Source organism: Streptomyces sp. 7N604 (genome assembly GCF_052245475.1).
GTDB lineage: Bacteria > Actinomycetota > Actinomycetes > Streptomycetales > Streptomycetaceae > Streptomyces.
The window spans coordinates 135,790-158,074 of the sequence record NZ_JBQQBX010000019.1; the positions used below are offsets into that span (position 1 = coordinate 135,790).

Sequence of the window (22,285 nt, forward strand, 5' to 3'; positions counted from 1 at the left end):
CAAGGCCGGGGGAGTGCGGGCCCGCCGTGACCGAATCAGGAGACACCAGCACATTCATTGTTCGGCACCCCTCTCAGGCGCACAGAGTTCGCTCGGCGGTCGTCAGGAGGGTGTCGGCGACCTGCTCGACCGGCGCGTTCCGGCCGGTGTACAGCAGGTCGAAGCTGTCGAAGCCGGTCAGCAGCCAGAGCACGTCGGCAGCCTGCTCGGCGGTGGCGTCCGGGCGCAGCAGCCCCTGCTCCGCCAGTCGGTCCGCGAGGTGCGCCATGCCTGCCGCCCGGCCTTGTTCCAGGCGCTGGACCGCCCCGCCGACCGCGGCGGCGTCCAAGAGCGCCATGGAGTGCAGCGCACGCAGCACGTCCCGGTGCGCGGCGTACATCTCGACCACGCCCCGGATGCAGCCGCGCAGCCCCTGGCGGGCGTCGGGGTGGTCCGCGATCTCGATCATGGACTCGAATCCGCCGCGCTGCAGGAGGTCGGCGCCGACCGCGTCGAACAGTCCGGCGCGGGAGCCGAAGACCAGGTACACGGTGGGGCGCGCCACCCGTGCCGCCTGGGCGATGCGGTCGATGCTGACCGGTTTCGCCGGCGCCTCGCGGAGCTGTTCGCAGACGGCATCGAGGATGCGGCGCCGGGTTGCCTGTGCCGTCTCTGCGCGCAGGCGCTGCTCGTACTTCCGGGTCGTCATGGCCCCATCGTAGTTCACTTGACAGAGTGTTTTTTGAAAGACAGAGTGTCTTCCGAAATGAGCCCGAGAGTCGGTGACAGTGACCCGGCTGCTGGAGGAGGAAGAGTGGCCGCGCAACAAGTGATGATCCGGTGGAAGGTCACAGCCGATGCGCTGGAGCGGCATCAGGAGATGCTCCAGACCGTCTACGCGGAGCTGGAGTCGGTCCGGCCGGACGTCCTGCGGTACGACACGTACCAGCTCGAGGACAAGGTCACCTTCGTGTCCTTCGTGGAGCTGGCCAACGGCCCGGGCGTGCTCGGCACTCTCGACGCCTTCCAGCGCTACCGGGCGGCACTCGACGCGATGTGCGAGGAACCCCCCTCGCTCACCGCGCTCGAGTGCGTCGGAAGGTACGCCGCCGAAAAGTGACCAGCCGCCCACCGGCGCCCGCGACAGGCCTTCGCCCCGCACCGAACAGCCCCCGTAACCGGCACAGCCACACCGCACCAAGCATTCGCCCCGTCAACAGCATCAGTTCCGGAGAGGCAGAATCACCATGGCTTCATCGCCCGAGCAGACCCCGGTCAAGGTCGCGATCATCGTCGGCGCCACCCGTCCCTGCCCGCAAGGCCGACGCCGTGGCCGACTGGGTCGACGGCATCGCCGCGGGGCGCGAGGAAGCGACCTTCGAGATCGTGGACGTCGCCGACTACGCCCTGCCGCGCAGCTTATCGAAAAGGCCCATCGGGTCAGCCTACGGATATCTGGCCGCACTCCACCTCGCCGCGATCCTCATCCGGAGGTGATGCGGTGAATTCAGGTCTTGTTAGGTAATTTTCTGCAGCTATGGGTGCTCTGAGGACGTTATTCGGCAGGTTGAAGCCGTCGACGAGCATCCGGGAGTAGGGGAGGATTTTCGCGCACAGGTCGTCTATCGTCCCGGAGATTCGGGTGATGTGCTCGGTGCGGAGTACTCCGTGAGCGAGGTACCAACCGCTGCGCTTGTCGACTTCCTGAAGGCCGTAGAGGGCGGCGAGCAGGCGTAGTGCGTGGCCGGCGTCTGCGGTTGCTGCCTTGTCCGCTGCGGCCATAAGTGCGCTGAGAGCCAGTCGGCTGCCGTGGCTGCGTCCGAGGTCAAGGGCGTCGTTGATGGTGCTGTTCCAGGCGTCGAAGGCGGTGACGCTGGGCTGGCGCAACTGTTCTTTGAACCTCCGTTTGGCGGCAGCGTGAAGGGTGTGTTCGCTGTGGGTGAGGAGGGAGAGAAGGAAGGCGGGGTCATCAAGGCGGGCGTCCTCGGGATGGATTGTCTCGGGCGGGGTGGTTTCCGGCATGGTGATGAGTTCTCCGGCTGCTTGGCTCAGCAGGACGGTGTTGTCGCCTTCGGCGGTGGCGACTCCTTGGGCGGTGCCGATGTAGGCGGCGATGCGGTTCACTGCGAACATGCCCTGGGCGCCGCAGCGTTGTTGGCATTCGGCGAAGGTTTCGGTGGCTGTCCAGGTGGCGACCGCTTTGGTCACGCTGATGAGCCGGTTGACGGCGGCCGCGCCGTGCCGGTCCGCCTGGGCATAAGCCTGCTTGGCCTGGTTGACGAGCAGTGTCATGGCGTAGGTGCTGGCCAGTGCGCCGAAGAGTGAGCGCTGGTGGTTCCGGTAGGCGATCGTGGGTACGGGGTGCGAGCCTGGGGCGTAGGTCAGCCGCTGGTGGGAGTAGCGGATGGCGATGTAGGTGCTGGCGCGCGCGCAAGCGACGAGAGCGCCGGTGAGGCAGAGCCTTCCGGGGATGACGCGGTCGATGGAGTGCAGGAATCTGGTTCGTTGATCAGCGATCATGCTGTGGAATCGGCCGTCGTCGGTGAGGTGGCCCATCTTTCCGGACAGCAGGCTGCGGCGTGGGATGCGGACGTGGTCGAACCAGGTGACGCCGTTGTCGAGGACGGCGCCAGGCTTCTCGGGAAGCTTACGGGCTCGGATTCCCGGGCGGAGACCGTTCTCGTCGCTGATGCGGACAATGAACGGCAACACGCCGTGATCAGTGTCGCCGACCTTGAGGCGGGCAAGGACGATGGCGATTTTCGGGATGTCTGTGAGCCCGGTGTACGGCATGAACTTCTGTGCCTGCGCGCTGGGCGTGTTCAGTACGAATTCCCGGGTCTGTGGGTCGTAGCTGGCTTCGGTCTGAAGGGCGGCTGCGTTGGTGCCGTAGCCGAGCTCGGTGACCATGAACACGCCCACGGAGCTCATCGTCTCCAGCTCTTCGAGGTAGTCGTCGAGGTCGTCTCGTCCCTGGCCGTGCTGCAGGATGCTGCCCACGACCAGGTTGTAGTGGACCCCGATCAGGGCAAGTGTGGTGCCGTCGAGGAGGGCGGGCCATTCGGCTAGGGCGAAGAGGCGTTGTGGGTTCTGTGCGATCTCAAGGGCTGATTCTTTGAGGTGGCGGTGGATGAATCGCATCCGCTGGTAGGACAACTGGCATGCCTGGTCCGTGGTGAGTCCTTCGTGGGCGTCGAAGATCTCTGCCTGGAGCAGGCCGCGGAGGTCTGCGTGGTGGGTGTCGAATCTGCCATCGAAGAGCAGGTGGGTCAGTTCCTCGCGCGGAGTCTGCAGGGCGGCGGGGCGGGTTTGCGTCTGCGGCGGTGCTTGCGTCATGGGTGTGGTCTTTCTGGCGTGGTTTAGGTGGACATGATGAGGGCGGCGTTGTGTCCGCCGAAACCGAAGGAGTTGTTCAGGGCCGCGGTGATTTTTCGGCGTCGCGGCTCTCCAGTGACCAGGTCCACCTCGATACCGGGGCCAGGCTCGTGCAGGTTGGCCGTGGGGGGGATCAGGCTGTGCTGAACGGCCAGGATCGTGTAGATGGACTCGATGGCGCCGGCGGCACCCAGGGAGTGGCCAGTGGTGCCTTTGGTGGAGGTGACTGCGGGGCCAGTGCCCAGCACGCGATGTATGACCTGGGCCTCGGTGATGTCGTTGAGGGGGGTGGAGGTGCCGTGGGCGTTGACGTGGTCAATGTCGTTGGGGCTGACGCCTGCGTCGGCCAGGGCCGCTCGGATTGCCTGTTCGGCGCCTCGGCCTTCCGGGTCAGGTGAGGTGACGTGGTGGGCGTCTGCGGACGCCCCGTAGCCGAGAAGGTGCGCGTGGATCCGGGCGCGGCGGTCGTGTGCGTGCCGTGCGGTCTCCAGCACGACCATGCCGGCGCCCTCTGCCATCACAAAGCCGTCACGCGCGGTGTCGAAGGGACGCGATGCCGTCTCGAGGGGGTGCCGGGTAGACAGAGCGCCCATTCTGGCGAAAGCTGACACATAGTAGGGTGTGATGACGGCTTCGGTACCTCCGGCGAGCGCGATGTCCACGGTGCCGGCGCGTAGCAGGTCGCGGGCCACACCGATGGCGGTGGCGCCAGAGGCGCACGCCGTGTTCACACCGAGGTTGGGGCCGGTTGCGGCGAGCTCGATGGCGAGTTGGCCCGCAGCCATGTTGGGCAGGGCCATGGGCAGAGCCAGGGGGGAGATTTTGTGCGGGCCGAGGTCCCGCAGGTTGCTGTACTGGGTTTCGGTGGTGCCGGCCCCGCCTATCCCGGTGCCGATGACGATCGCGACCCTGGTCCCCTCCCAGGTTCCCGGGTGCAGATCGGCGTCCTGGATGGCTTCCCTGGCCGCGACGAGGGCGAACTGCACGTAGCGGTCGAGGCGCCATGCGGTGCGTCGGCTGAGCAGAGCAGCGGCGTCGAAGTTGGGGACCGGGCAGGCGAAATCGACGGGCAGCTGGGACAGTTCCGGGATTCGTGTTGCGGTCGGCTTGCCAGCCAGAACCCGTTCCCAGCTGCTGGCCACCCCAATGCCCGCAGGGGTCACCAGCCCGAGACCGGTGACCACCACGGCGGTACCGTCCATCAGTGCAGTGCTGCCTTGCTGGTGAGGAACCCGGCGATGTCGCCGACGGTGGTCGCCTTCGATGCCTCCTCGTCGCTGATCTGTATGTTGAACTCTTCTTGCAGCAGCTCCACGAGCTCGAGTCGGGCAAGGGAATCGAACCCCAGGTCATCCAGGGTCCGTTCGGCATGTATTTCGTCTGCGTCGACGCCGAACCTGGTCAGCACCGAGCTGATGCGGTTGTTCACAGATGCCATGACGGTGGGCGCCGTCCGCGGCCCTACGGGGCCTGGGGCGGATGCGCCTGCCTCCTCAGTGGTAGTTGATCCTTGAGTGCGTTATGGGGAGAGACGTGTCCCTTGCCGCGGAATCGATGGGGGAGATCCTGGTACGGCCGGTGTCGCTCGCCCCGAGGCGAGGCGAGGCCCGCTTCTCCGGGGGTCCTCTTCGGCCCGGATGCGGGTCAGTGAAGCGTGGCTTTCTCCTCTCTCCAGATTGGGGCTGCGGTGGGATCACGCACGGCCGTATGCGAAGGCAGCTCGGGCCAGACCAGTACAGTCGACCCCCACGTCAGTCCTGCACCGAAGGCCGTCAGCAGGACGCGGCTACCGGAGTGCAGCACGCCGCGCCAGGCGGCGTCGGCAAGCGCCAACGGGATCGATGCGGCCAATGTGTTCCCGACGCGATCAAGGTGGATCACGAGACGATCATCGGAGATGCCCACCTTGCCGGCGACCACGCGCAGAATGCGCGCATTGCACTGATGCGCTATGAGATGGTCAACCGTTGCCGCAGGCCAGCCCGCACGATCCAAGACTGCCTGCGCCGAGGCAGTCATCCTGGCCACAGCGTGCCGATACACCTGGGCACCCGCCATCGACAGATACTGATCTTGAGGCGGTGGCGCGCCTTGGCCCACGCTGCGTGCCGAGCGCTGGCGGGACGCCCCCGCAGCGACGGCCAGGAGATCACTGTGCTCCCCGTCGCTGCCCAGATCCCATGGCCCGACCGCGCCGGGCTCCCCCGGGTCTCCGGCCCGCAGGACCACCGCTCCTGCACCATCGCCGAACAGGACAGCGGTGTCCCGATCGTTGGGGTCGACCAAAGAGGTGAATGCCTCCGCGCCAATGAGAAGAATTCGCTCGGCGATGCCCGCTGAGATCAGCCCGGCGCAGCTGGCCAGCCCGTAGATGAACCCACTGCAGGCAGCCGCCAGGTCATACGCGGGCACCCCGGCCAGCCCCAGCCGGGACGCCACTTCCGGTGCCGTGCTGGGGCAGAGCCGATCGGGCGAGGTGGTGGCGACCACGACTGCGTCGACGTCAAGCCCGTCCGCTGACTCCAGTGCACGAGCTCCGGCCTCGACAGCCAAGTCACTGGTGGCCATCCCCGGGGAGACCACATGACGCTGCCCGATGCCTGAACGGCGTTCGATCCAACCCGGTTCCAACCCCAGCCGCGCCAGCAGCGCATCGTTGGTGACGGTCCACGGAGGAACCCAGGCGCCCACCCCGGCAACAATCGCTGCCCTAGCCGTGGTGGTGGAGCGTTGATGACGCCACCGGCGCGCGGCGGAGACATCGCCGGAGCCTGCCGGACCAGCCCCGGATGCCTGCGAAGACCGCGCGTTGTGGTGTCGGCCCGTCGGCATCGTTCACTCTCCTCATACGATCGGTGATCCATCCGGGGGGCGCGTGCCTGACCTGTGCAGATCTTTGCCTCGTGCCGACCGCGCGTCCTGCTGGGAATGACCACCTTGGTTGTGCTGGCCAGCGCCGAACCTCGTGGCAGCGCTGTTCTCCCGTGGAACGGGTCAGCGATTTAGGAAGGAGATCCGCGAGGCGGGAAGCTCGCCGCAGGGATTGCCCTCAACTACTGGTTCGACGTGATTGACCGTGCCGACCCTGATGAGGCCGCACGGCTGGCTTTGTCCAGCAGTCACGGTTCTCGTGCACAGAGCCACAGCGGCCGTGGCGGAGGCCGGTACGGTTTCCGAGTGACTGAGCGGAACCCCCGCGGATCAGAATGTCGCCGCGGAAGAGCGCCTGCTACGCGACCTGAAGGAGGCTGCGGTAGGTCCTAGCGGCAGACCGCCCTTGCGAGCACTGGGCGGACTGGGCACCTACGAGGGCGAGTTCGTCGTCAACCTCGACAATCCGTTGTGCGGCAAGGACGCCCGCACTGCCCGCGACGTCCCCAAGCGTGCCGACACCTATGGGGTCCGCGTCCACGACCTCATCAGCCCGCTCAACCTCCGCGAGACGGACACCGTCGCCTACCTCGGCCAGCTGGTGCGCGCGGGTCTGCTGACCGGCCCCACCGGGGAGGACTGCCGCACCGAGCCGTGGGAACGCCGTGACTACCGGACCTGGAAACTGACCCCTGCCGGGCGGGTCCTCGCGTACGCATCGGGGCGCAGGCCCTCGACCCGCCGGCGCGCCGACGCTCTGGTCGGTGCTCAAGGCGGCGGCCGCGATCAATGACGACCCGGACGCCACCTTGCATTGGGTCCAGGAGATCCGCGCGGTCGGCGCCTAAGCCGACCCCGCAGCGGACCTGCTCCCCGCTCGCGACCTGGCCGTCCGGCTGCGACCACGGCTGTCCGATCACCGTGAACAGGCCAAGGCCGAGCCGCGTCTGCACGACTAGGTCATGGATCGGGGTGAGCGAGCCCGCGTGCGGGACATGGTCGCCTACGGCCACTGGAAGACGCGGCTCGCGCTTGCCGGACGCAGCAAGGCCGTACGCCTGTTCATGCCGGACGAGGAAACGACGGACCGGTGCTCTTCCGCGAGGAACGCAACCTGAGCGTGCGAGCCACGCCCACCGACCCCTACACCAAGCCGGCCGCCCCCGAGCCGCTGCCGAGCTGCTCGTGGTGCCGCCAGGACGTGTCCAGCGAACGAGTGGCCGGACTTGGCCAGGAGTTCCGCACCTGTCAATCGGGCTGTGCGAGACCTACCGGGTCTTGGGGCGGTGTCGCGGACCGCTCGGAATACAGCTGGTGGGGGAGCGCACGGCAGACGGCGCCGGCAGACGGCGGCCGCGCTCGCCGGCGAACCGCACCACCAGGAGGGATGCGCCCTGTGCGGCCGGGCTGCCACCGAACGGCGCTCGCAGTGGCCGCGCCCCGACAACGAAGGCCGGGGACCGCGTCAGGGAGCATCCCAGCGAGGGCAGGGCCGCCTGCTGGTGATCCGGGGCCCTAGACTCCTGCAGCAGAATGGAGTGCTGTCATCCGGTGGCACGGGGGGGTCCTCGGTGAACGCGGTGACCTGGCGACGGCTGCTGACAAGGCTGCGCGTGCGGCGACGTCACCAGCGGCCGGTTGCGGCAGCCGCCCGGATGGTAGCCGCCTGGGACGCCACGATGCGGCTGGAGACACGAGGGCATCTGCTGTGGCTCGCACACCAGCTGACCGAGGCGCGGCGCGCGGCGCAGGCGGCCGTTGACGACCTGGACAAGACCCTGGCGGGTCCCGGAGGCGGCAGCAGGCGCGCAGGCCTTGCCGGGCTATTGGACGCGCTCGAGCTCGCCGCTCCTCCCAACGTCCAGCACGTCGGCAACCGCCGCAGCCCGCAGGGCGCCGAGCAGCTCATGGCCGCCGTACGTCAGGCCCGGCGTGAGGCATCACAACTCACATCCACCCCTCGCCGTTCCGCACGCAGGATGCTGACAGCCCTGGTCGACGACCTCGCGGAGGCCTGCGAGACATTCGACAACGTGTGCAACGACTTCTGCGGAGCAGACCTGAGGGCAGCAGTTCTATCCCATGCCTACCTCGGCGGTATCCGCTGGGACGCTGCGACCCGGTGGCCCGCTGAGCGGGCAGACCAGGTCCGCTCTGCCTCGGCGCAGGCCGATGCTCCAGGCTCGTTCCAGATCAGGGATGACTGGTAGGAGGACGGAAGGCACACCACTACGGTGAATACCTGCGCCCGACGGGGCTGACCGCCAGCGGCTTGGCCAGGCGATCCCGGAGGAGGACCGCCTGGCCACTCTGCTGCGCGGCGCGTACCAGCCGCTGGCCGACCGCTGGGACCGGCGCTGCGCAACGACGACATCGCCGTCGCGCAGCCGGCTCTGCGTGCTCGACCAGAGTCACGGCACGGCCGGAGGACCCCGTTGGGGAAAGCGGCCAGACCGCGGCCGGTGGGTGGCTGGGGGACGTCCCCGCCGACTGAGACCGGCGGCCTGCCAGGACACGGAGTGCCATGCACCCAACTTGGCAGAACTGGAGCGGGCCAAGCCTGACGATCTCTCTGCCCGGCAGCCGCCCGCTTCGCAGGCCGCAGTGTTCGCCATTTCAACGTGAGGCGGATACCACCAGGGGACGGCGGCGCATGGCGCAAACGCCCCCGCACCCCGCCCCTGGCGAGAGCAGGGCCTCGCCTTTCTGCTCCGCCCGGCACACAACCCCGTCGGCAGCTCCCTCGCGCTGCTCCATTCCGCTCCCTGGGACCGGCCCGGCGATTGCGGCCTCAATCAGCGGGACAGGACGGCGCCCAGGCGGGCCCGACCTTGCCGAAAGATGCAGGCTCAGCATGCCGGGCTAGCAGCCCGCGTTGGCCGATCCCGGCAGCCAACAGCCCTTGGGAGATGTGACGGAGCAGCACGATGACGGTGATCACCAGTGGGTCCACCGCGGCCCGAGACCTGAGCCTGTTCAACCTCAGGCGCGCAGAGATCATCTGTGATCCGCACCCGTTCTACCGTCGCCTGCGCGAACACGGGCGCGTGCACTGGGACCCGTACGTCCGCTCCTGGATCGTCACCGGCTACACTCCCGTCGCCCGCCTGCTACGGGACCGGCGCCTGTCCGCCGCGATGCGGCATACCGACACCATCGCCACGGTCGCACCCCCGGAGATGAGGCGCGCGTTCGAGCTGCTGGATCGTCATATGACGTTCGCTGATCCGTCCGATCATGCCCGGCTGCGCGCCACCGTCGCCCAGCCGTTCCGGCCTCGCATCGTCGCAGGCCTGCACGACCAGATCGCCGCGGTCGTCGACTCCCTGCTGGAGAAGATGGCCGACCGCGGTGACCGCATTGACTTCGTCAGCGCGTTCGGCTGCCAGCTGCCGCTGCGGATCGTCGCGCAGCTACTGGGCCTGAAGGGCGTCACGGTTGAGCAGCTGCGCACCTGGGCCGCCGGGTGGGGCGACGTCGTCGGCTCGTTCGGCCATGTTCCCGACGACGCCCAGGCACAGGCGCGCAACGCCGCCGACCTGGCCCACTACCTGCAGACGGTGATTGACCGTCACAGGACCCGGCCGCGCCGGGACGTGACCGACGCGCTGATCGCCGCAGTCGACGCCGGGCAGATGGACGCCGACGAACTTCTCGGCAACATGATGATCGTGCTGATCGGCGGGCACGACACGACCGCCAGCCTGCTGGGCAGCGCCGTGTCCACCATGCTGCGCCAACCCGAGATCGCCTGCGAGCTGCGCCAGCGTCCCGAGCACGTCCCGGCGGCGGTGGAGGAATTCCTTCGGCTGGACAGCCCGACCCAGTACGTGGCCCGCACCGCCACCGCCGACCTCGACATTGACGGCGCCACCGTGCGTGCGGGCGACAGCGTCGTGCTGATGCTGGCCGCGGCCAACCGAGACCCCGCAGTCTTCCCGGATCCCGACCAGTTCCGCCTCGACCGCCCCCCACCCCACCACCTGGCCTTCGGACACGGTCCCTATGTCTGTTTCGGGGCCCCGCTGGCCCGCCTGGAGGCCACCATCGCCCTGACCGCCATCACCGGGCGCATCCGCGGACTACGGCCCGCCGGAGACCCACGCTGGCGGATGAACGGGAATCTGCGCGGCCTGGACAGACTGCCCGTGCACCTGGACCAGGTGGTGCCCGCCACCCAGGAGCAGCGATGACCACCGTGCTGCAGCTGATCGCTGCCCGCGTCCACGACCGCCCCGACCACGTCGCCGTACAAGGCATAGACGGCACTTTGACCTACGAGCGGCTGTGGAGCCGCAGCCTGGACCTGGCCCGGCGCCTGCGCGCCGCTGGCGCCGCCGCCGGCAGCATCGTCGGACTGGACACCCGGCGCACCGAGCAGGCCGTCACCGGATGGCTCGGCATCTGGATCAGCGGCTGCGCCGTCGTCTACCTGGACCCGGATCTGCCTGCGCAGCGGCGGGCGTTCCTGGCCCGCGACTGCCGCCTGGCGCTTGTGGTCACCGACCGCGACAGTGACACCCCCGGTGACCTTCCCGGGACCACCATGGTGCCCCTGACCAGCCCGCAGCGGTCCGCAGGGCCCACCCCGACGTTGTCCAGCGGTCATGGCGACCTGGCCTATGTCTGCTACACCTCCGGCTCCACCGGCGAGCCTAAGGGCGTCCTGATCGAGCACCACGGCGTGCTCAACATGGCCCGAGGCCTACAGCAGGCCTTCCGGATCCACGCCAAGACCCGCACCCTGCAATTCGCCTCCTGGGCCTACGACGCTGCCGTCGCCGAGATGATCCCCACCCTCGCCGCGGGCGGCACGGTGTGCCTGGCCCCCGACGAGGCCTGGAACGCCGGAGACGCCCTGGCCGACTACCTGCGTGACGAGCACGTCACCCTCGCCACCCTGACCCCCTCGGTACTGGCGGCCACCCCTGCCGACCGGTTGCCCGACCTGGTCTCGGTCGCCGCGGTCGGCGAGCAGTTCGGCTCCGACCTGCTGCAGCAGTGGGGACGTGGTCGACACTTCCACAACGGCTACGGTCCCACCGAGGCCACCGTCGCCGCGATGGTCGCCCAGCTGAATCCCGGGGACCGCGTCCACCTGGGCCGCCCGCTGCCCGGTGTCCAGACCCGCATCATCGACCTGAACACCGGCGTCCGGGCGACACCCGGGCACGACGGTGAACTCCACATCGCCGGAGCCAGCCTGGCCCGCGGCTACCTCAACCGCCCGGACCTGACCGCGCACGCCTTCCTGGTCGAGTCCAATGGCACCCGCTGGTACCGCACCGGCGACATCGTCCGCCAGCACCCCACCAACGGCACCGTCAGCTACGTTGGCCGCCGCGACACCCAGATCAAGCTGCGCGGCCAGCGCGTCGAGCTCGAAGAGGTCGAGGCGCGGCTGAGCGAGCACGAGCAGGTACGCCAGTGCGCCGTCGTCCCCCTCGGCGACGGCTCCGCAACTCGCCTAATCGCCCACGTCGTTCCAGCCACCCCTGGGGTGACCGAGCGCGAGCTCGCCGACTTCGCCCGTGCCTGGCTGCCCGCCCACATGGTCCCCGCCGAGCTCCACCTGATGCCCCAACTGCCGCGCACCGGGTGGGGCAAGGTCGACCGCGCCACCCTCACCTCGACGGCACAGCAGCGGCCAGCAGCGGCCAGGCAAAACGAAGACCCAGCCCTAGCCGGACAGAACGAAGACCTGGTCGACACTCTCCACGCCCTGCTCCGAGACATCACAAAGTCATCATCGCTGGGACCGGACGATGACGTCTTCCACCACGGCGGACACTCCCTGCTCGCCGCCCAGATCGCCGTGCAGGTCAAGACGACCTGGGGAGTGGAGCTGACCGTGCTCGAGGTGTTCGACCACCCCACCGCCTCCGCCCTCAGCGGTCTTGTGCAAGCCCGCCTGACAGCCCCAACCCCGGGCAGTGCTGCCCATGCCTGACTCCCACCTGCCTGCCACCACCCGGCGCGTCCAACTACGCGATGCCACGCTGCACGTGCACGCATCCGGACCCCACCACGCCCCGCCCCTAGTCCTGCTGCACGGCCTGGCCAGCACCTCCGCCTGGTGGTACCCCGTCGCCCACCGTCTCTCCACCCGCTACCGCGTGCTGCGCATCGACCTGCGCGGTCACGGCCTCAGCGACCGGACCCGGCCCAAACGCGGATACACCATCGACGCACTTGCCCAGGACATCGTCGCCGCCCTCGACCGCCTCGAGCTGCCGCCAGTACTCCTGGCCGGCCACAGCCTCGGCGCCACCATCGCCCTGCGAGCCGCCGCTCTCACCCCGCACACCGTCCTCGGCGTGGCCTGCATCGACGGCGGCCTCTTCCACCCCAAGGCGATGTTCGGCCGCACCTGGGAGCAGGCGGCAACCATGATGTGCCGCCCACGCCTGGACGGCATCACCGCGCCCGTGCTGGAGAAGTGGCTGACCGGCGCCCAGCTAGCCCCAGCCCCAGCACGCGACCAGGTGCTCGCTGCCGTCCTGGCCAACTACGAACCACAGCCGGACGGTTCAGGCTTGCGGCTACGCCTGGACCCCAAGCACGAAGCGGAGCTCGCACACAGCCAGTGGCACTGCGACCCCGCAACCCTTTTGGCCGACCTGCGCTGCCACGTCCTGGCCATAGCCGCCAACACCAGCGACACACGAGGTGACCGGGTCCGGCGCGCCAGCCTCGAGCTGGCCGCCACCACCCTCGGCAGCCGCCTGCACACCACCTGGCTCGACGGCGGACACGACCTGCCCCTGGAGAAGCCCGACGCACTCGCCCAGGCCTTGGGCGAATTCGCCGCCCAGCTGGCCCGTAGACGCCCCCGGCACCCACCCCGCGCAGCCACCGACCAACGCGCCGACCGGCCTCAGCCGGAGTGCACCACCACCGAGCGAACACAACCGGCCACGAGCACCCCGGGCGGCCAGCGCCCACGTCCCCGCAGGAGGCGCACCGCCCAGCGCAGGTCACCGGGGCAAGCCGGAGGCGAACCGCCCTCCTTCAGTTCGTACTGCTCGGCAGTCACCCCCTGCCCAGAGACAGCCGGACGCCGAGCTGGACGTCGACGCCAGGGAAGCCACAGGCCCGAGACCTGGCGCACCCTGCCGCCAGTCCACCCCTGCCGATAGCGGTGACCTCCGGGGGGTGCCCACGTACGGAAGGGCACCCGGCGGAATGGCGATCAGAACGCTTTCCCGCGGGGCGGGAGAAACAGCATGGATCCGGCCAGGGATGTTGCGCGACTGGCACTATCCGGAACGAGCTCTATCAGATGTCTCCCACGTTTCTTCGGGCGGCTGCGATTTGCACTCGCCCCCGAGAACGGGCAATCGAGTATCGGCCAGAGACAAACAGACGGTGGAAGTGGGCCAGATGGCAACAACACAAGACACAGAAGCGACCGCTCCGGCGGCCGGTCGGCACAATGAATCCGCGGGCGTCGCTGATGCCCGGAGCCGACGCAGCGTTCTCGCTGCTCTGGTCGCAGCTCCCTTGCTGATGACCCTGGGGTCTGCAAGCAGCACGGCCTCAGCCGCAGCGCAATCGCGCTCTGCTGGCTTTCCAGCAGCCGCGCAGATGAAGCGGGGCGGTGTACGGCGGTTCAGCCGTCCATTCCTGAAGCCTGGGCATCGGATTGTGCTGCCCGACGGAGTGAGGGTCATTCCACAGAAGGGAATTCAAGCGGCATCACGGACAGCTGGCGACACTCTGCTTCGGTGGCCGCATGTACCGGGGCCTGACGGGAAGACGATAGACGCGTCGGTCGCCCCCGAGCCCGGCGCGGCATCCCAGACTGCCTACCTCACCGGGTTCACCGACGGCTGGTACGAGATCACCGACGCCCGCGGTCGCAACGCTCTCCGGGTCGAATGGGATGCCCAACAATTTCCCTTCCTGTCGCTCTGGCAAGAATGGGGCGCATCCACCGACTTCCCGCACTGGGGAAAGTTCTACACGGTTGAACTGGAACCGTTCTCAGCGATCTGAGTCCTCGCACAGCTGATCCGAAATGTCCTGTGACTGGCTATAAGACAGGGCACTCTCCGCTTCCCCCACAGTCAAACAAGCGGACTCCACTCTCGATAATCAACCTGCAACCAGGAGCACCACATGTCTGATCACCTCGACGGCCTGTCCGCGCGGCAGGATCCTAGCCTGGATATCAGCGACGTGTACCTCTTTCGAGGCCAGAGCGGCACGGTCTTCGTGATCAACGTCAACCCTCTCTCAGGTACAGAAGGTTTCCACCCCGAAGCGCTGTACGAATTCAACGTCGACACCAACGGCGATGGAATCGCGGACATCGCTCTGCGTGCCATGTTCCTGCCGCCCGACTCGACCGGCAATCAGGCCCTGGTCCTCCGCGAGGTGACCGGCCCCTACGCCCCCGACCGCTACGCCCCCGGACATATCGTCGCTCACGGCCGGACCAACGAGAACATCACCGGCCCCACAGGCTTCAAGCTCTTCGCCGGCAGCGCCGGTGATCCCTTCTACATTGAGGGAAATGTCGTCACCGCGGTCAGGACTGCAGTGATGAACGGAAGCAAGCTCGACCTCAGCGCCTACGACCCCAACAAGGCCACCAACCTGTTCGGAAACAGCAACGTCAGCGCCATCGTTCTCGAAATACCGGACAGCTTCTTCGGATCCAGCTCCACCATCGGCTTCTGGGGCTCCGTAGCCGTGCCCACCGACGCCCCCGGAGGGTGGCGTCAGATCGACCGAGCAGCAAACCCCCTGGTCAGCACCCTCTACGGATTCAACGAAGGCGACGAGTACAACGCCGCGCCAACCGAGGACGACCTTGCACAGTACGGGGAGAAGATCGCGACCATGACGGCCCGTGTCGTCGCGGCTAACGGTACGGCCGAAGACCCGGACAAGTACGGCGCTGCCGTACGCGACATTCTGATGCCCGACGAACTGCACTACAGAGTTGGTTCTTCTGCCTTCTTCGGCGTGGATCGACGCAACGGCAGAGGCCTCACCGAGAATACCCCGGAAGCGATGTTCCACATCGTCCTTAACAGGGCCGTAGACATGGGCCTGGACGCGAGCTCCGCCACCGGGACGCTGCGGACCAAGTTTCCCTACGTGAGCAAGCCCGTGGCCAACGGCTGAGTCCTTGGGCCTTCCCCCCGCCTGCTCGAACACAAAGCCGGTGCCAGGCGACGGCGTTCCGCCGTCGCCCCGCACCGGCTCACCGATCAAACCGCAGCTCAAGGGTGCCGTGCGTCGGCGCCCTCGACGGCGGCCCGCGTCCTTGTCTGAGGCGTGGAAGTAACGGATCCGCGAGGAGGTGCCTGAGCTGTTCCTTCACCAAGGCGCGGTCGGCGCAGCGTCGGATCCGTTGTGGCGCCGTTGCCCAGCCCTGTGTGGGCGCACACGGGCAGCTGGTCGGCACTCGGGACGTGCCGGTCGCGTACGGGTGCGGCAGGAGGGGAAGAGGCCGGGGTGGACCGGGGTAGCCGCCGCTGCCGCAGCAGGCGATGGTCGGCGGGCGCTGGCCCGGCCCCCTGGGACGTTGACTGCCCGGAGCAGATCACCGTGCGGCTGTCGTTGGTTTTGGTGAGGTGCGCTCCGTGCTAGCACGCCTCCAAGGAAGCGATCGCCAGGTTGAGGGACTGGCGTGACGAGCACCCGGCCCTGCCCTGGTAGGCGTACCGATCCGTCGAGCCGAGGCGGATCAGGCGCTGAAGCCGAGGTAACCACGGCCGGGCAGAGCTGGCGGGCTGGGCTCACGCCGCGATCATCCCCTGCCCCGACAGGTACGGCCAGCGGGGTGAACGGCGACTGCGGGCTTTGCAGGTGCCCGTCCGTCAGGCGGCGAGTTCGCTTCGAGGGGGCCGCGCCGCCCGGACGGAGGGGGAGGGCACCCGGGTGGCGCGGCAGCGGGTGTGTGGGGGATGCCTGTTGGCTTTGAGGCGATGCTCAGGCGGCTGCCCGTGAGGTCTGGGCGCCGCCAGTCGTGGAGGTCGAGGTCTTCTTCGAGTCGGGCGTCGAGGCGGGCGAGTACAGTCAGCCAGATACCCGGGAGGTCCTCGCGGCGTCGGCTGGTTACGAGAGTGAGTTCCCAGGTGGGCACGTGTGCCAGGACATCGCCGCCCAGCCATCCGGACAGGGTGATGAGGGCCCAGGTCGAGCCAGCCCGTACGACGCAGGCCGTGTTCGGGTGTGGCCGCCGTCCGGGGACTTCAAGGGAGATTCCTGGATATCGGCCACGGCGAGCTCCTTTCGACAGTTACGTCGATGCGGGGGGTGGTAGATCACCTTCCGCCTGGTTCGCCGGCCCGGTCAAGATGAGTGCACCGTGGAATTGGGGCGGCCATGGTTGCCGGTGGCGGCGTGCCACCGGGCAGCAGGCAGGAACAGCCGGCGGCACGGCCCGCCGGGCGCCGACGTAGGGCCTAACGCGGAGTACCGGTCCTCTCTGAGCGGCTCACCGCCCGCCTGCGTGGACGGTTGCCCGGCACTCCAGCACCATCGCCCCTTGCGCCGCGGTGGTTCAGCCGGCCCGGGCGGTGGTGGCTACTCCCACCGCCCGCGTCCCGCCATGAACAGGCCCGTATCGCCGGACTGTAGCCCTGAACGGCGCCCGAGGCCTCCGCCCTGCGCCCGCCTGAAGCCTGCCCGACAGGACACCCGGCCCCGGGCCCAGCCGACAGCAGTTGCCGGGCTAATCCTGCACGCGGGCACAGTGCAGCTCGCCGGTCCCCCACCGAGCGGCCCAATACGCCGCGCGGCCCGGCTCCCTCCCCGCAGCGCCACGCTGGCCGACCATGACTTCACTTCGGTCGGCGCGATTCGAGGCTGACACCAGTGGGATGAGCGCACCAGCCAGTGCCGCCACTGAATCCCGCTGGATGGGATGCCTGGTACGGTCGCGGGCTCGCCCGGCGGGACCCCCGCGGTCGCACCGCCACCGCCAGCCGCTGGTAGGCGCACGCTCGGTGGCTCGGTTCACACTCCGGCGGGAGCGCCCCAGCCGGCCACCACGACCTGTCCATGCCGTTCATGGCGAACGGAGCTCCGCACGATGCCCTCCCCGCCCCGCATCCTGACCGCCGCTTGCTTCGGACTCGCCGCCACGGCGGGCACGGTGATGACTGCCCCCACAGCGCACTCCGCGTCATCGCTGTGCGGCCCCTGCTACGCCTACGAGGGCATGCGCGCGCTCCAGCGGACCGACCTGACGACAACCGCGGAACAGAGCATCTGAGCGGAGGAAGGAAGGAGCCATCATGCGAGGAGCTGTCATCCACGCTCCTGGGGACGTGCGTTTCGAGGAGCGCGACGACCCGGAGATCATCAATCCTGCCGACGCGATAGTCCGCACCGTTGCCACCTGCGTATGTGGCACCGATCTGTGGGAATACCGCGGCATCCACCCGGTTACCGAGCCCATGCCGATCGGGCACGAGTACGTCGGCATCGTTGAGGACGTTGGCGGGGAGGTCAGCTCCCTCAAGCCCGGGCAGTTCGTCATCGGCTCGTTCTTCGCCTCTGACAACACCTGTCCCCACTGCCGGGCCGGATTTCAGACTTCGTGCCAGCACCGTGAGTTCATGCGCGGCTGCCAGGCCGGGCTGGTCCGCGTCCCGCTGGCCGACGGCACCTTGGTAGCGACTCCCGAACAGCCGTCAGCAGAGCTCCTGCCCGACCTCTTGGCCCTGTCGGACGTCATGGGCACCGGCTGGTACGCCGCCGTCGCCGCCGAGGTGAAGCCCGGCATGACCGTCGCCGTCGTCGGCGACGGAGCGGTCGGGCTGAGCGGGGTGCTGGCCGCATCGCAGCTGGGCGCCGAGCGGGTGATCACCATGAGCCGCCACGCTGCGCGCCAGAAGCTTGCCCTCGAGTTCGGCGCCACCGACATCGTGACCGAGCGCGGTGATGAGGGCGCCGCCCACATCAAGGAGATAACAGAAGGCCTCGGCGCGGACGCCGCGCTTGAGTGCGTCGGCACCAACGAATCGATGCAGCAGGCCCTGCGCTCGACCCGGCCGGGCGGGAACATCAGCTTCGTGGGCGTCCCGCACGGCGTGAACATCCCGGGCGATGAACTGTTCTTCTCACACGTCGCCCTTCGGGGCGGGCCGGCACCCGTGCGCCGCTTCCTGCCCGACCTCATCGACCGCGTTTGGGAGGGCCGGATCAACCCGGGCAAGGTGTTTGACCTGACGCTGCCGCTCGATCAGGTGGCCGAGGCCTATCGCGCCATGGACCAACGCCGCGCCATCAAGGTGTTGCTGCGCCCCTGACCCATCCCATGGGGCACGAGCCGAGCATCCGTCGGGCGCCACGCCGCTCGCCACCGCTCTCGCGGGCCGCGCATCACTGACACGGGGAGAACGAGGTGTTCTTCCCTCGCGGCGGTGGTCGGGCGGATGCCGCCGCCCGTGCGCGGCCGCGGTCCGGGCTGGCTAAGAAGCCCCCCTCCCGTCGTACGAAACACGGCAGCACCTTTTTGACGATCGCATCTCACCCCGTGGGCCAGCCTCTGGAAGTCCCTTGCCCCCTCGGAGCGCCCCGCCGAGCCTGCCAGAACAACCCACCGGGTGTGCCTGGAATGAGGAGTGTGACCCATGTCTGAGCCCGTCGCTGACAACAGAAGCCTGGGTCGACCAGTACACGATGACGAGAATCGCAGCACGTCAGTACCTCCACGGCCCAGCCACCCCGGTACCAGCCAGGAACCGGATCTCTCACAGCGGATGGGCAGCCGCGCTCGGCCCCTGCAGGGAGCAGCGTTGAGCCACACGATGGTCGACATCCTGCGCGAGCGTTCCATGGGTGATCCCGGCGGCCGCGCTTATGTCTTCCTCGCGGACGGTGATGAACAGCTGTCGCTGACGTACCGCGAAGTCCACGACCAGGTCCTGGGCAACGCGGCGCGCATCGCCGCCGCGGCGGAACCGGGCGAGCGCGCGGTGATCCTGTGCCCGCCAGGTCCGCAGTTCGTGGTCGCCTTCTACGCCTGCCTGGCTGCCGGCCTGGTCGCAGTGCCGGCCTCCCTCTACGATCCGACCCGCGTGCGGCGCGGCCTGGAGCGGCTGGCCGGAATCCTGGAAGACTGCGCCCCTTCCGTGGTCGTGACCACCTCCGAGATGAGCGCGGGAATGGAGGAGGCGCTCGACGCCGCTCCCGCCCTGAAACAGTGCGCGCGGGTCGTGATCAATCCTGCCGTTGTACCCGGTCCCAACCAGGATGCGCCAACGCCTGCCCCTGGTGACACGGCGATGCTCCAGTACACCTCCGGTTCCACCTCGGAACCCAAAGGCGTCGTGCTGACCCACCGCAACCTCATGGCGAACGTCGCGGCCATCGCCGAGAGGTTCGAAGCCGACTCTGAGACAGTCGTGGTGTCGTGGCTGCCGACCTTCCACGACATGGGGCTGATGTTGGGTGTCCTGCTGCCCGTCTACACCGGAGGCGTAAGTGTTCTGATGCCCCCGGCAGACTTCATCCGCAAGCCGGCGCGATGGCTGGAAGCGATCACCACGTATCGAGGAACCGTTGCGGGGGGCCCGAACTTCGCCTACGAGCTGTGCCGCCGCCACGTGGATGAATCCACACGCGCGACTCTCGATCTATCGAGTTGGGACGTTGCGTTCTGCGGCGCCGAGCCGGTACGCGCCCAGACCATGGAAGGGTTCGCCGAGGACTTCGCCCGGAGTGGCTTCTCACAGGCCTCACTCCTGCCAGGCTACGGATTGGCCGAAGCCACCCTCATGGTCAGTGGCGGCCCCATCCGGCAAGGAGCACGCTGGCTCAGCGCGGACCGCGCCGCCCTGGGCGCTGGCATCTTGCAGGCCCCAGAGCAGCCCTCGCACGCCCACCAACTGGTCGACGTCGGTGCTGCCGCACCTGGCGTGGACATCCGCATCGTCGATCCCAACACCGGAACCGAGTGCAGCGAGGGCACCGTCGGCGAAGTGTGGGTGGCCGGTCCCAGCGTGGCGCAGGGCTACTGGCACAACCCCACAGCCACCAAGGAGGTGTTCGGCCGCGTGATGCCCGGCACCGACAAGCGGTTCCTGCGTACCGGTGACCTCGGCCTCCTGGCGGGAGGACGGCTGCACATCACCGGCCGCGCCAAGGATGTGATCATCAACGAGGGGCAGAACATCTACCCGCAGGACCTTGAGCTGACGGCCGAAGGAGCCGCCGTACAGCTGCGCTTGGGCGGGTGCGCTGCGTTCCAGGAGCCCGATGGTGGGGCCACGGTCCTCGTGGCGGAGGTCGACGACCGGTCCGCCCCCGAGGACTACGAAGGAGTCGTCAAGCGGGCCCGCGGATCGGTGGCCCGGGTGCACGGAGTCACCGTGTCGCGGATGGTGCTGATCACCTCCCGCTCGCTGCCCAAGACCTCCAGCGGGAAGATCCAGCGGACTCGGTGCCGACTGCTGCTGGCCTCCGGAGAGCTGCCCGTGCTCTACGACTGGCCCACCACCACCGCGGCGCCCACCAGCCGGAACGACGGGCGCCAGGAGGAGGACGTTACCGCCCTGGAGGCTGAGATCCTCGACACCTGCGAGAAGATCATCGGCATCCGCCCGCGTACCCGCGATGAGCACCTCTCCCAGCTCGGTGGCGGGTCCCTGGGACTGATCCGTCTGATCAACCAGATCAACAAGCGCTTCGGCTGCACGGTGACCGCGAACGAGGCCTTCCAGTCCCTGACCGTCGGGGGACTGGCGCAGACAGTCCAAGCGGCCCGCCACCGACATGCCCCCGCGCCCCAGGCCGGGGATGGCCGCGACTTGAGCAGCGACATGATCTTCGACCCCGCCATCACCCTGCCCGCCGACCGTGCTCTGGCCTCGGCACGCAACCCCAAGGAGGTGCTGCTCACCGGGGCCACCGGCTTCGTCGGCGCATTCCTGCTGAACGAGCTGCTGACCCGCACCCGAGCCGAGATCCACTGCCTGGTCCGGGCCCGCACGGCGGCCGACGGGCTCGCCCGGCTCGCCGCGACCCTGGACCGCTACGGGATGCCCTCTGCGAACCTCGACCGCGTGGCGGCCGTGCCCGCCGACCTCTCCCGTCGCCAATACGGCCTGCCCACAGAGCGATTCTCGGACCTGGCAGCCCGGGTGGACACCGTGATCCACAGTGCTGCCTCGGTTAGTGCGATTCAAAGCTACGACACCCTGCACGCCCCCAACGTCCTCGGCACCCAGGAAGTCATACGCTTCGCCACCTGCGAGCGGCTCAAGCGCGTCCACCACATCTCGACCCTGGCGGCCCTGCACGGTCTCGGCGACTGGTACAACGCCCACGCCCTCGAGCAGCCCGTCGCCACGCCGCCCCGAGCACAGCACACACTCAGCGGTTACCCGCGCAGCAAGTGGGCCGCCGAGCAACTCATCCACGCAGCCGGACAACTGGGGGTTCCGGTCAGCATCTACCGGCTGGCCAGGGTCTCGGGCGACACCGAAGGCGGTTTCTGGGCGGACAGCGACCTCTGGCGCCGCGCACTCGCCGGCAGCATCCGCGCCGGGGCCCTTCCCGACGCCGAATGGGTCGACATCTGGACACCCGTCGACTTCGTCGCCCAAGCCGTGATCGCCATCGCCCTGAACCCTCGAGCCAACGGGCGCATCGTCCACCTCGCGCAGAGCCCCTCCCTGCGCCTAGCCGACCTCGCCCAATGGCTCACCGACTGCGGCTACCCCCTGCGGACCCTCCCGTGGCAGGAATGGACCGACGCCCTCGCAGCCGACGCCGACAATCCGATGGGCCTGCTCCTTCCCCACCTGCGCGGCCACGTAGACACTCACCCCGGGCACCCGCCCGGCGACCCCGCAGACACCGCGGCCGCGGCGGACCTTCTCCCCACCGGTGACAAGATCCTGGTCGACACCTCCAGCGCCCAGGAACTCCTGGAGGGAACGGGCATCGAATGCCCTCCGGCCGGCCCCGCTCTCCTTGGCCGCTACCTCGACCGGATGGTCCGCGAAGGCCTCATCCCGCCCCCGGCCGCGGCCGCACACCACTCTGACCGCGCACAGCACAACGAAACGGCGGCCCGCTCGTGACGAGCGCT

The 22,285-nt window shown here is 68.6% G+C and carries 18 protein-coding genes; 13 read left to right on the top strand and 5 right to left on the bottom strand.

Going from position 1 to position 22,285, the window contains the following annotated elements:
• Positions 1-73: 73 nt before the first annotated feature.
• Complete coding sequence (locus tag ACTWP8_RS21840) at positions 74-688, bottom strand: TetR/AcrR family transcriptional regulator (RefSeq protein ID WP_443323840.1); 615 nt, start codon at positions 686-688, stop codon at positions 74-76.
• Between the two features lie 105 nt (positions 689-793).
• Here ACTWP8_RS21840 and ACTWP8_RS21845 point away from each other — a divergent pair, with 105 nt between their 5' ends.
• Complete coding sequence (locus ACTWP8_RS21845; RefSeq protein WP_443323841.1) at positions 794-1,099, top strand: hypothetical protein; 306 nt, start codon at positions 794-796, stop codon at positions 1,097-1,099.
• 209 nt (positions 1,100-1,308) lie between these two features.
• Positions 1,309-1,476, top strand: a complete 168-nt coding sequence (locus tag ACTWP8_RS21850; RefSeq protein WP_443323842.1) for a hypothetical protein — start codon at positions 1,309-1,311, stop codon at positions 1,474-1,476.
• Here the strand turns inward: ACTWP8_RS21850 and ACTWP8_RS21855 are convergent.
• The 4 genes from ACTWP8_RS21855 to ACTWP8_RS21870 all read right to left on the bottom strand — a co-directional run bounded on the left by ACTWP8_RS21855 (position 1,420) and on the right by ACTWP8_RS21870 (position 6,186).
• Positions 1,420-3,120, bottom strand: a complete 1,701-nt coding sequence (locus tag ACTWP8_RS21855) for an acyl-CoA dehydrogenase family protein (protein WP_443323843.1) — start codon at positions 3,118-3,120, stop codon at positions 1,420-1,422. The two genes, ACTWP8_RS21850 and ACTWP8_RS21855, sit on opposite strands and share 57 nt — an antisense overlap.
• Positions 3,121-3,338: 218 nt before the next feature.
• Complete coding sequence (locus ACTWP8_RS21860) at positions 3,339-4,556, bottom strand: beta-ketoacyl-[acyl-carrier-protein] synthase family protein (RefSeq protein WP_443323844.1); 1,218 nt, start codon at positions 4,554-4,556, stop codon at positions 3,339-3,341.
• Positions 4,556-4,783 carry an acyl carrier protein gene (locus tag ACTWP8_RS21865; protein WP_443323845.1) on the bottom strand — a complete coding sequence of 76 codons (228 nt, stop codon included), beginning with the start codon at positions 4,781-4,783 and terminating at the stop codon, positions 4,556-4,558. Before ACTWP8_RS21865 ends, ACTWP8_RS21860 begins: the two co-directional genes overlap by 1 nt.
• A 215-nt stretch (positions 4,784-4,998) precedes the next feature.
• Complete coding sequence (locus ACTWP8_RS21870) at positions 4,999-6,186, bottom strand: beta-ketoacyl-ACP synthase III (protein WP_443323846.1); 1,188 nt, start codon at positions 6,184-6,186, stop codon at positions 4,999-5,001.
• A gap of 445 nt (positions 6,187-6,631) precedes the next feature.
• On the opposite strand from ACTWP8_RS21870, the gene ACTWP8_RS21875 reads away from it, so the two are divergent.
• The 11 genes from ACTWP8_RS21875 to ACTWP8_RS21925 all read left to right on the top strand — a co-directional run bounded on the left by ACTWP8_RS21875 (position 6,632) and on the right by ACTWP8_RS21925 (position 22,277).
• Positions 6,632-7,018, top strand: coding sequence for a hypothetical protein (locus tag ACTWP8_RS21875; protein ID WP_443323847.1), 387 nt, complete (start codon positions 6,632-6,634; stop codon positions 7,016-7,018).
• A 169-nt stretch (positions 7,019-7,187) separates the two neighbouring features.
• Positions 7,188-7,343: a hypothetical protein gene (locus ACTWP8_RS21880; RefSeq protein ID WP_443323848.1), complete on the top strand. Its 156-nt coding sequence runs from the start codon at positions 7,188-7,190 to the stop codon at positions 7,341-7,343.
• Between the two features lie 453 nt (positions 7,344-7,796).
• Positions 7,797-8,435, top strand: a complete 639-nt coding sequence (locus tag ACTWP8_RS21885; protein WP_443323849.1) for a hypothetical protein — start codon at positions 7,797-7,799, stop codon at positions 8,433-8,435.
• A 717-nt stretch (positions 8,436-9,152) separates the two neighbouring features.
• Entirely contained in the window at positions 9,153-10,418 is a 1,266-nt protein-coding gene (locus ACTWP8_RS21890) for a cytochrome P450 (RefSeq protein ID WP_443323850.1), read from the top strand.
• On the top strand, positions 10,415-12,175 hold the full coding sequence (locus ACTWP8_RS21895; protein ID WP_443323851.1) for a non-ribosomal peptide synthetase: 1,761 nt from the start codon (positions 10,415-10,417) through the stop codon (positions 12,173-12,175). Before ACTWP8_RS21890 ends, ACTWP8_RS21895 begins: the two co-directional genes overlap by 4 nt.
• Entirely contained in the window at positions 12,168-13,364 is a 1,197-nt protein-coding gene (locus ACTWP8_RS21900; RefSeq protein ID WP_443323852.1) for an alpha/beta fold hydrolase, read from the top strand. The genes ACTWP8_RS21895 and ACTWP8_RS21900 overlap by 8 nt, the downstream gene beginning before the upstream one ends.
• Positions 13,365-13,593: 229 nt before the next feature.
• Positions 13,594-14,223: a hypothetical protein gene (locus ACTWP8_RS21905; protein WP_443323853.1), complete on the top strand. Its 630-nt coding sequence runs from the start codon at positions 13,594-13,596 to the stop codon at positions 14,221-14,223.
• 123 nt (positions 14,224-14,346) lie between these two features.
• The gene (locus ACTWP8_RS21910; protein ID WP_443323854.1) at positions 14,347-15,360 is read left to right on the top strand and encodes a DUF4331 family protein; all 1,014 of its coding nucleotides are present in this window, start codon (positions 14,347-14,349) and stop codon (positions 15,358-15,360) included.
• Positions 15,361-17,275: 1,915 nt separating this feature from the next.
• A complete protein-coding gene (locus ACTWP8_RS21915) occupies positions 17,276-17,458 on the top strand; it encodes a hypothetical protein (protein ID WP_443323855.1) in 183 nt (60 codons plus the stop codon).
• A gap of 22 nt (positions 17,459-17,480) precedes the next feature.
• A complete protein-coding gene (locus tag ACTWP8_RS21920) occupies positions 17,481-18,497 on the top strand; it encodes a zinc-dependent alcohol dehydrogenase family protein (protein WP_443323856.1) in 1,017 nt (338 codons plus the stop codon).
• Positions 18,498-18,986: 489 nt separating this feature from the next.
• Complete coding sequence (locus tag ACTWP8_RS21925; protein WP_443323857.1) at positions 18,987-22,277, top strand: thioester reductase domain-containing protein; 3,291 nt, start codon at positions 18,987-18,989, stop codon at positions 22,275-22,277.
• Positions 22,278-22,285: the final 8 nt, after the last annotated feature.

Coding starts and splice junctions, on each gene's coding strand:
- ACTWP8_RS21840 (WP_443323840.1), bottom strand. CDS start 688: ATGACGACCCGGAAGTACGAGCAGCGCCTGCGCGCAGAGACGGCACAG.
- ACTWP8_RS21855 (WP_443323843.1), bottom strand. CDS start 3,120: ATGCGATTCATCCACCGCCACCTCAAAGAATCAGCCCTTGAGATCGCA.
- ACTWP8_RS21860 (WP_443323844.1), bottom strand. CDS start 4,556: ATGGACGGTACCGCCGTGGTGGTCACCGGTCTCGGGCTGGTGACCCCT.
- ACTWP8_RS21870 (WP_443323846.1), bottom strand. CDS start 6,186: ATGCCGACGGGCCGACACCACAACGCGCGGTCTTCGCAGGCATCCGGG.
- ACTWP8_RS21880 (WP_443323848.1), top strand. CDS start 7,188: ATGGATCGGGGTGAGCGAGCCCGCGTGCGGGACATGGTCGCCTACGGC.
- ACTWP8_RS21890 (WP_443323850.1), top strand. CDS start 9,153: ATGACGGTGATCACCAGTGGGTCCACCGCGGCCCGAGACCTGAGCCTG.
- ACTWP8_RS21895 (WP_443323851.1), top strand. CDS start 10,415: ATGACCACCGTGCTGCAGCTGATCGCTGCCCGCGTCCACGACCGCCCC.
- ACTWP8_RS21900 (WP_443323852.1), top strand. CDS start 12,168: ATGCCTGACTCCCACCTGCCTGCCACCACCCGGCGCGTCCAACTACGC.
- ACTWP8_RS21910 (WP_443323854.1), top strand. CDS start 14,347: ATGTCTGATCACCTCGACGGCCTGTCCGCGCGGCAGGATCCTAGCCTG.
- ACTWP8_RS21915 (WP_443323855.1), top strand. CDS start 17,276: ATGCCCTCCCCGCCCCGCATCCTGACCGCCGCTTGCTTCGGACTCGCC.
- ACTWP8_RS21920 (WP_443323856.1), top strand. CDS start 17,481: ATGCGAGGAGCTGTCATCCACGCTCCTGGGGACGTGCGTTTCGAGGAG.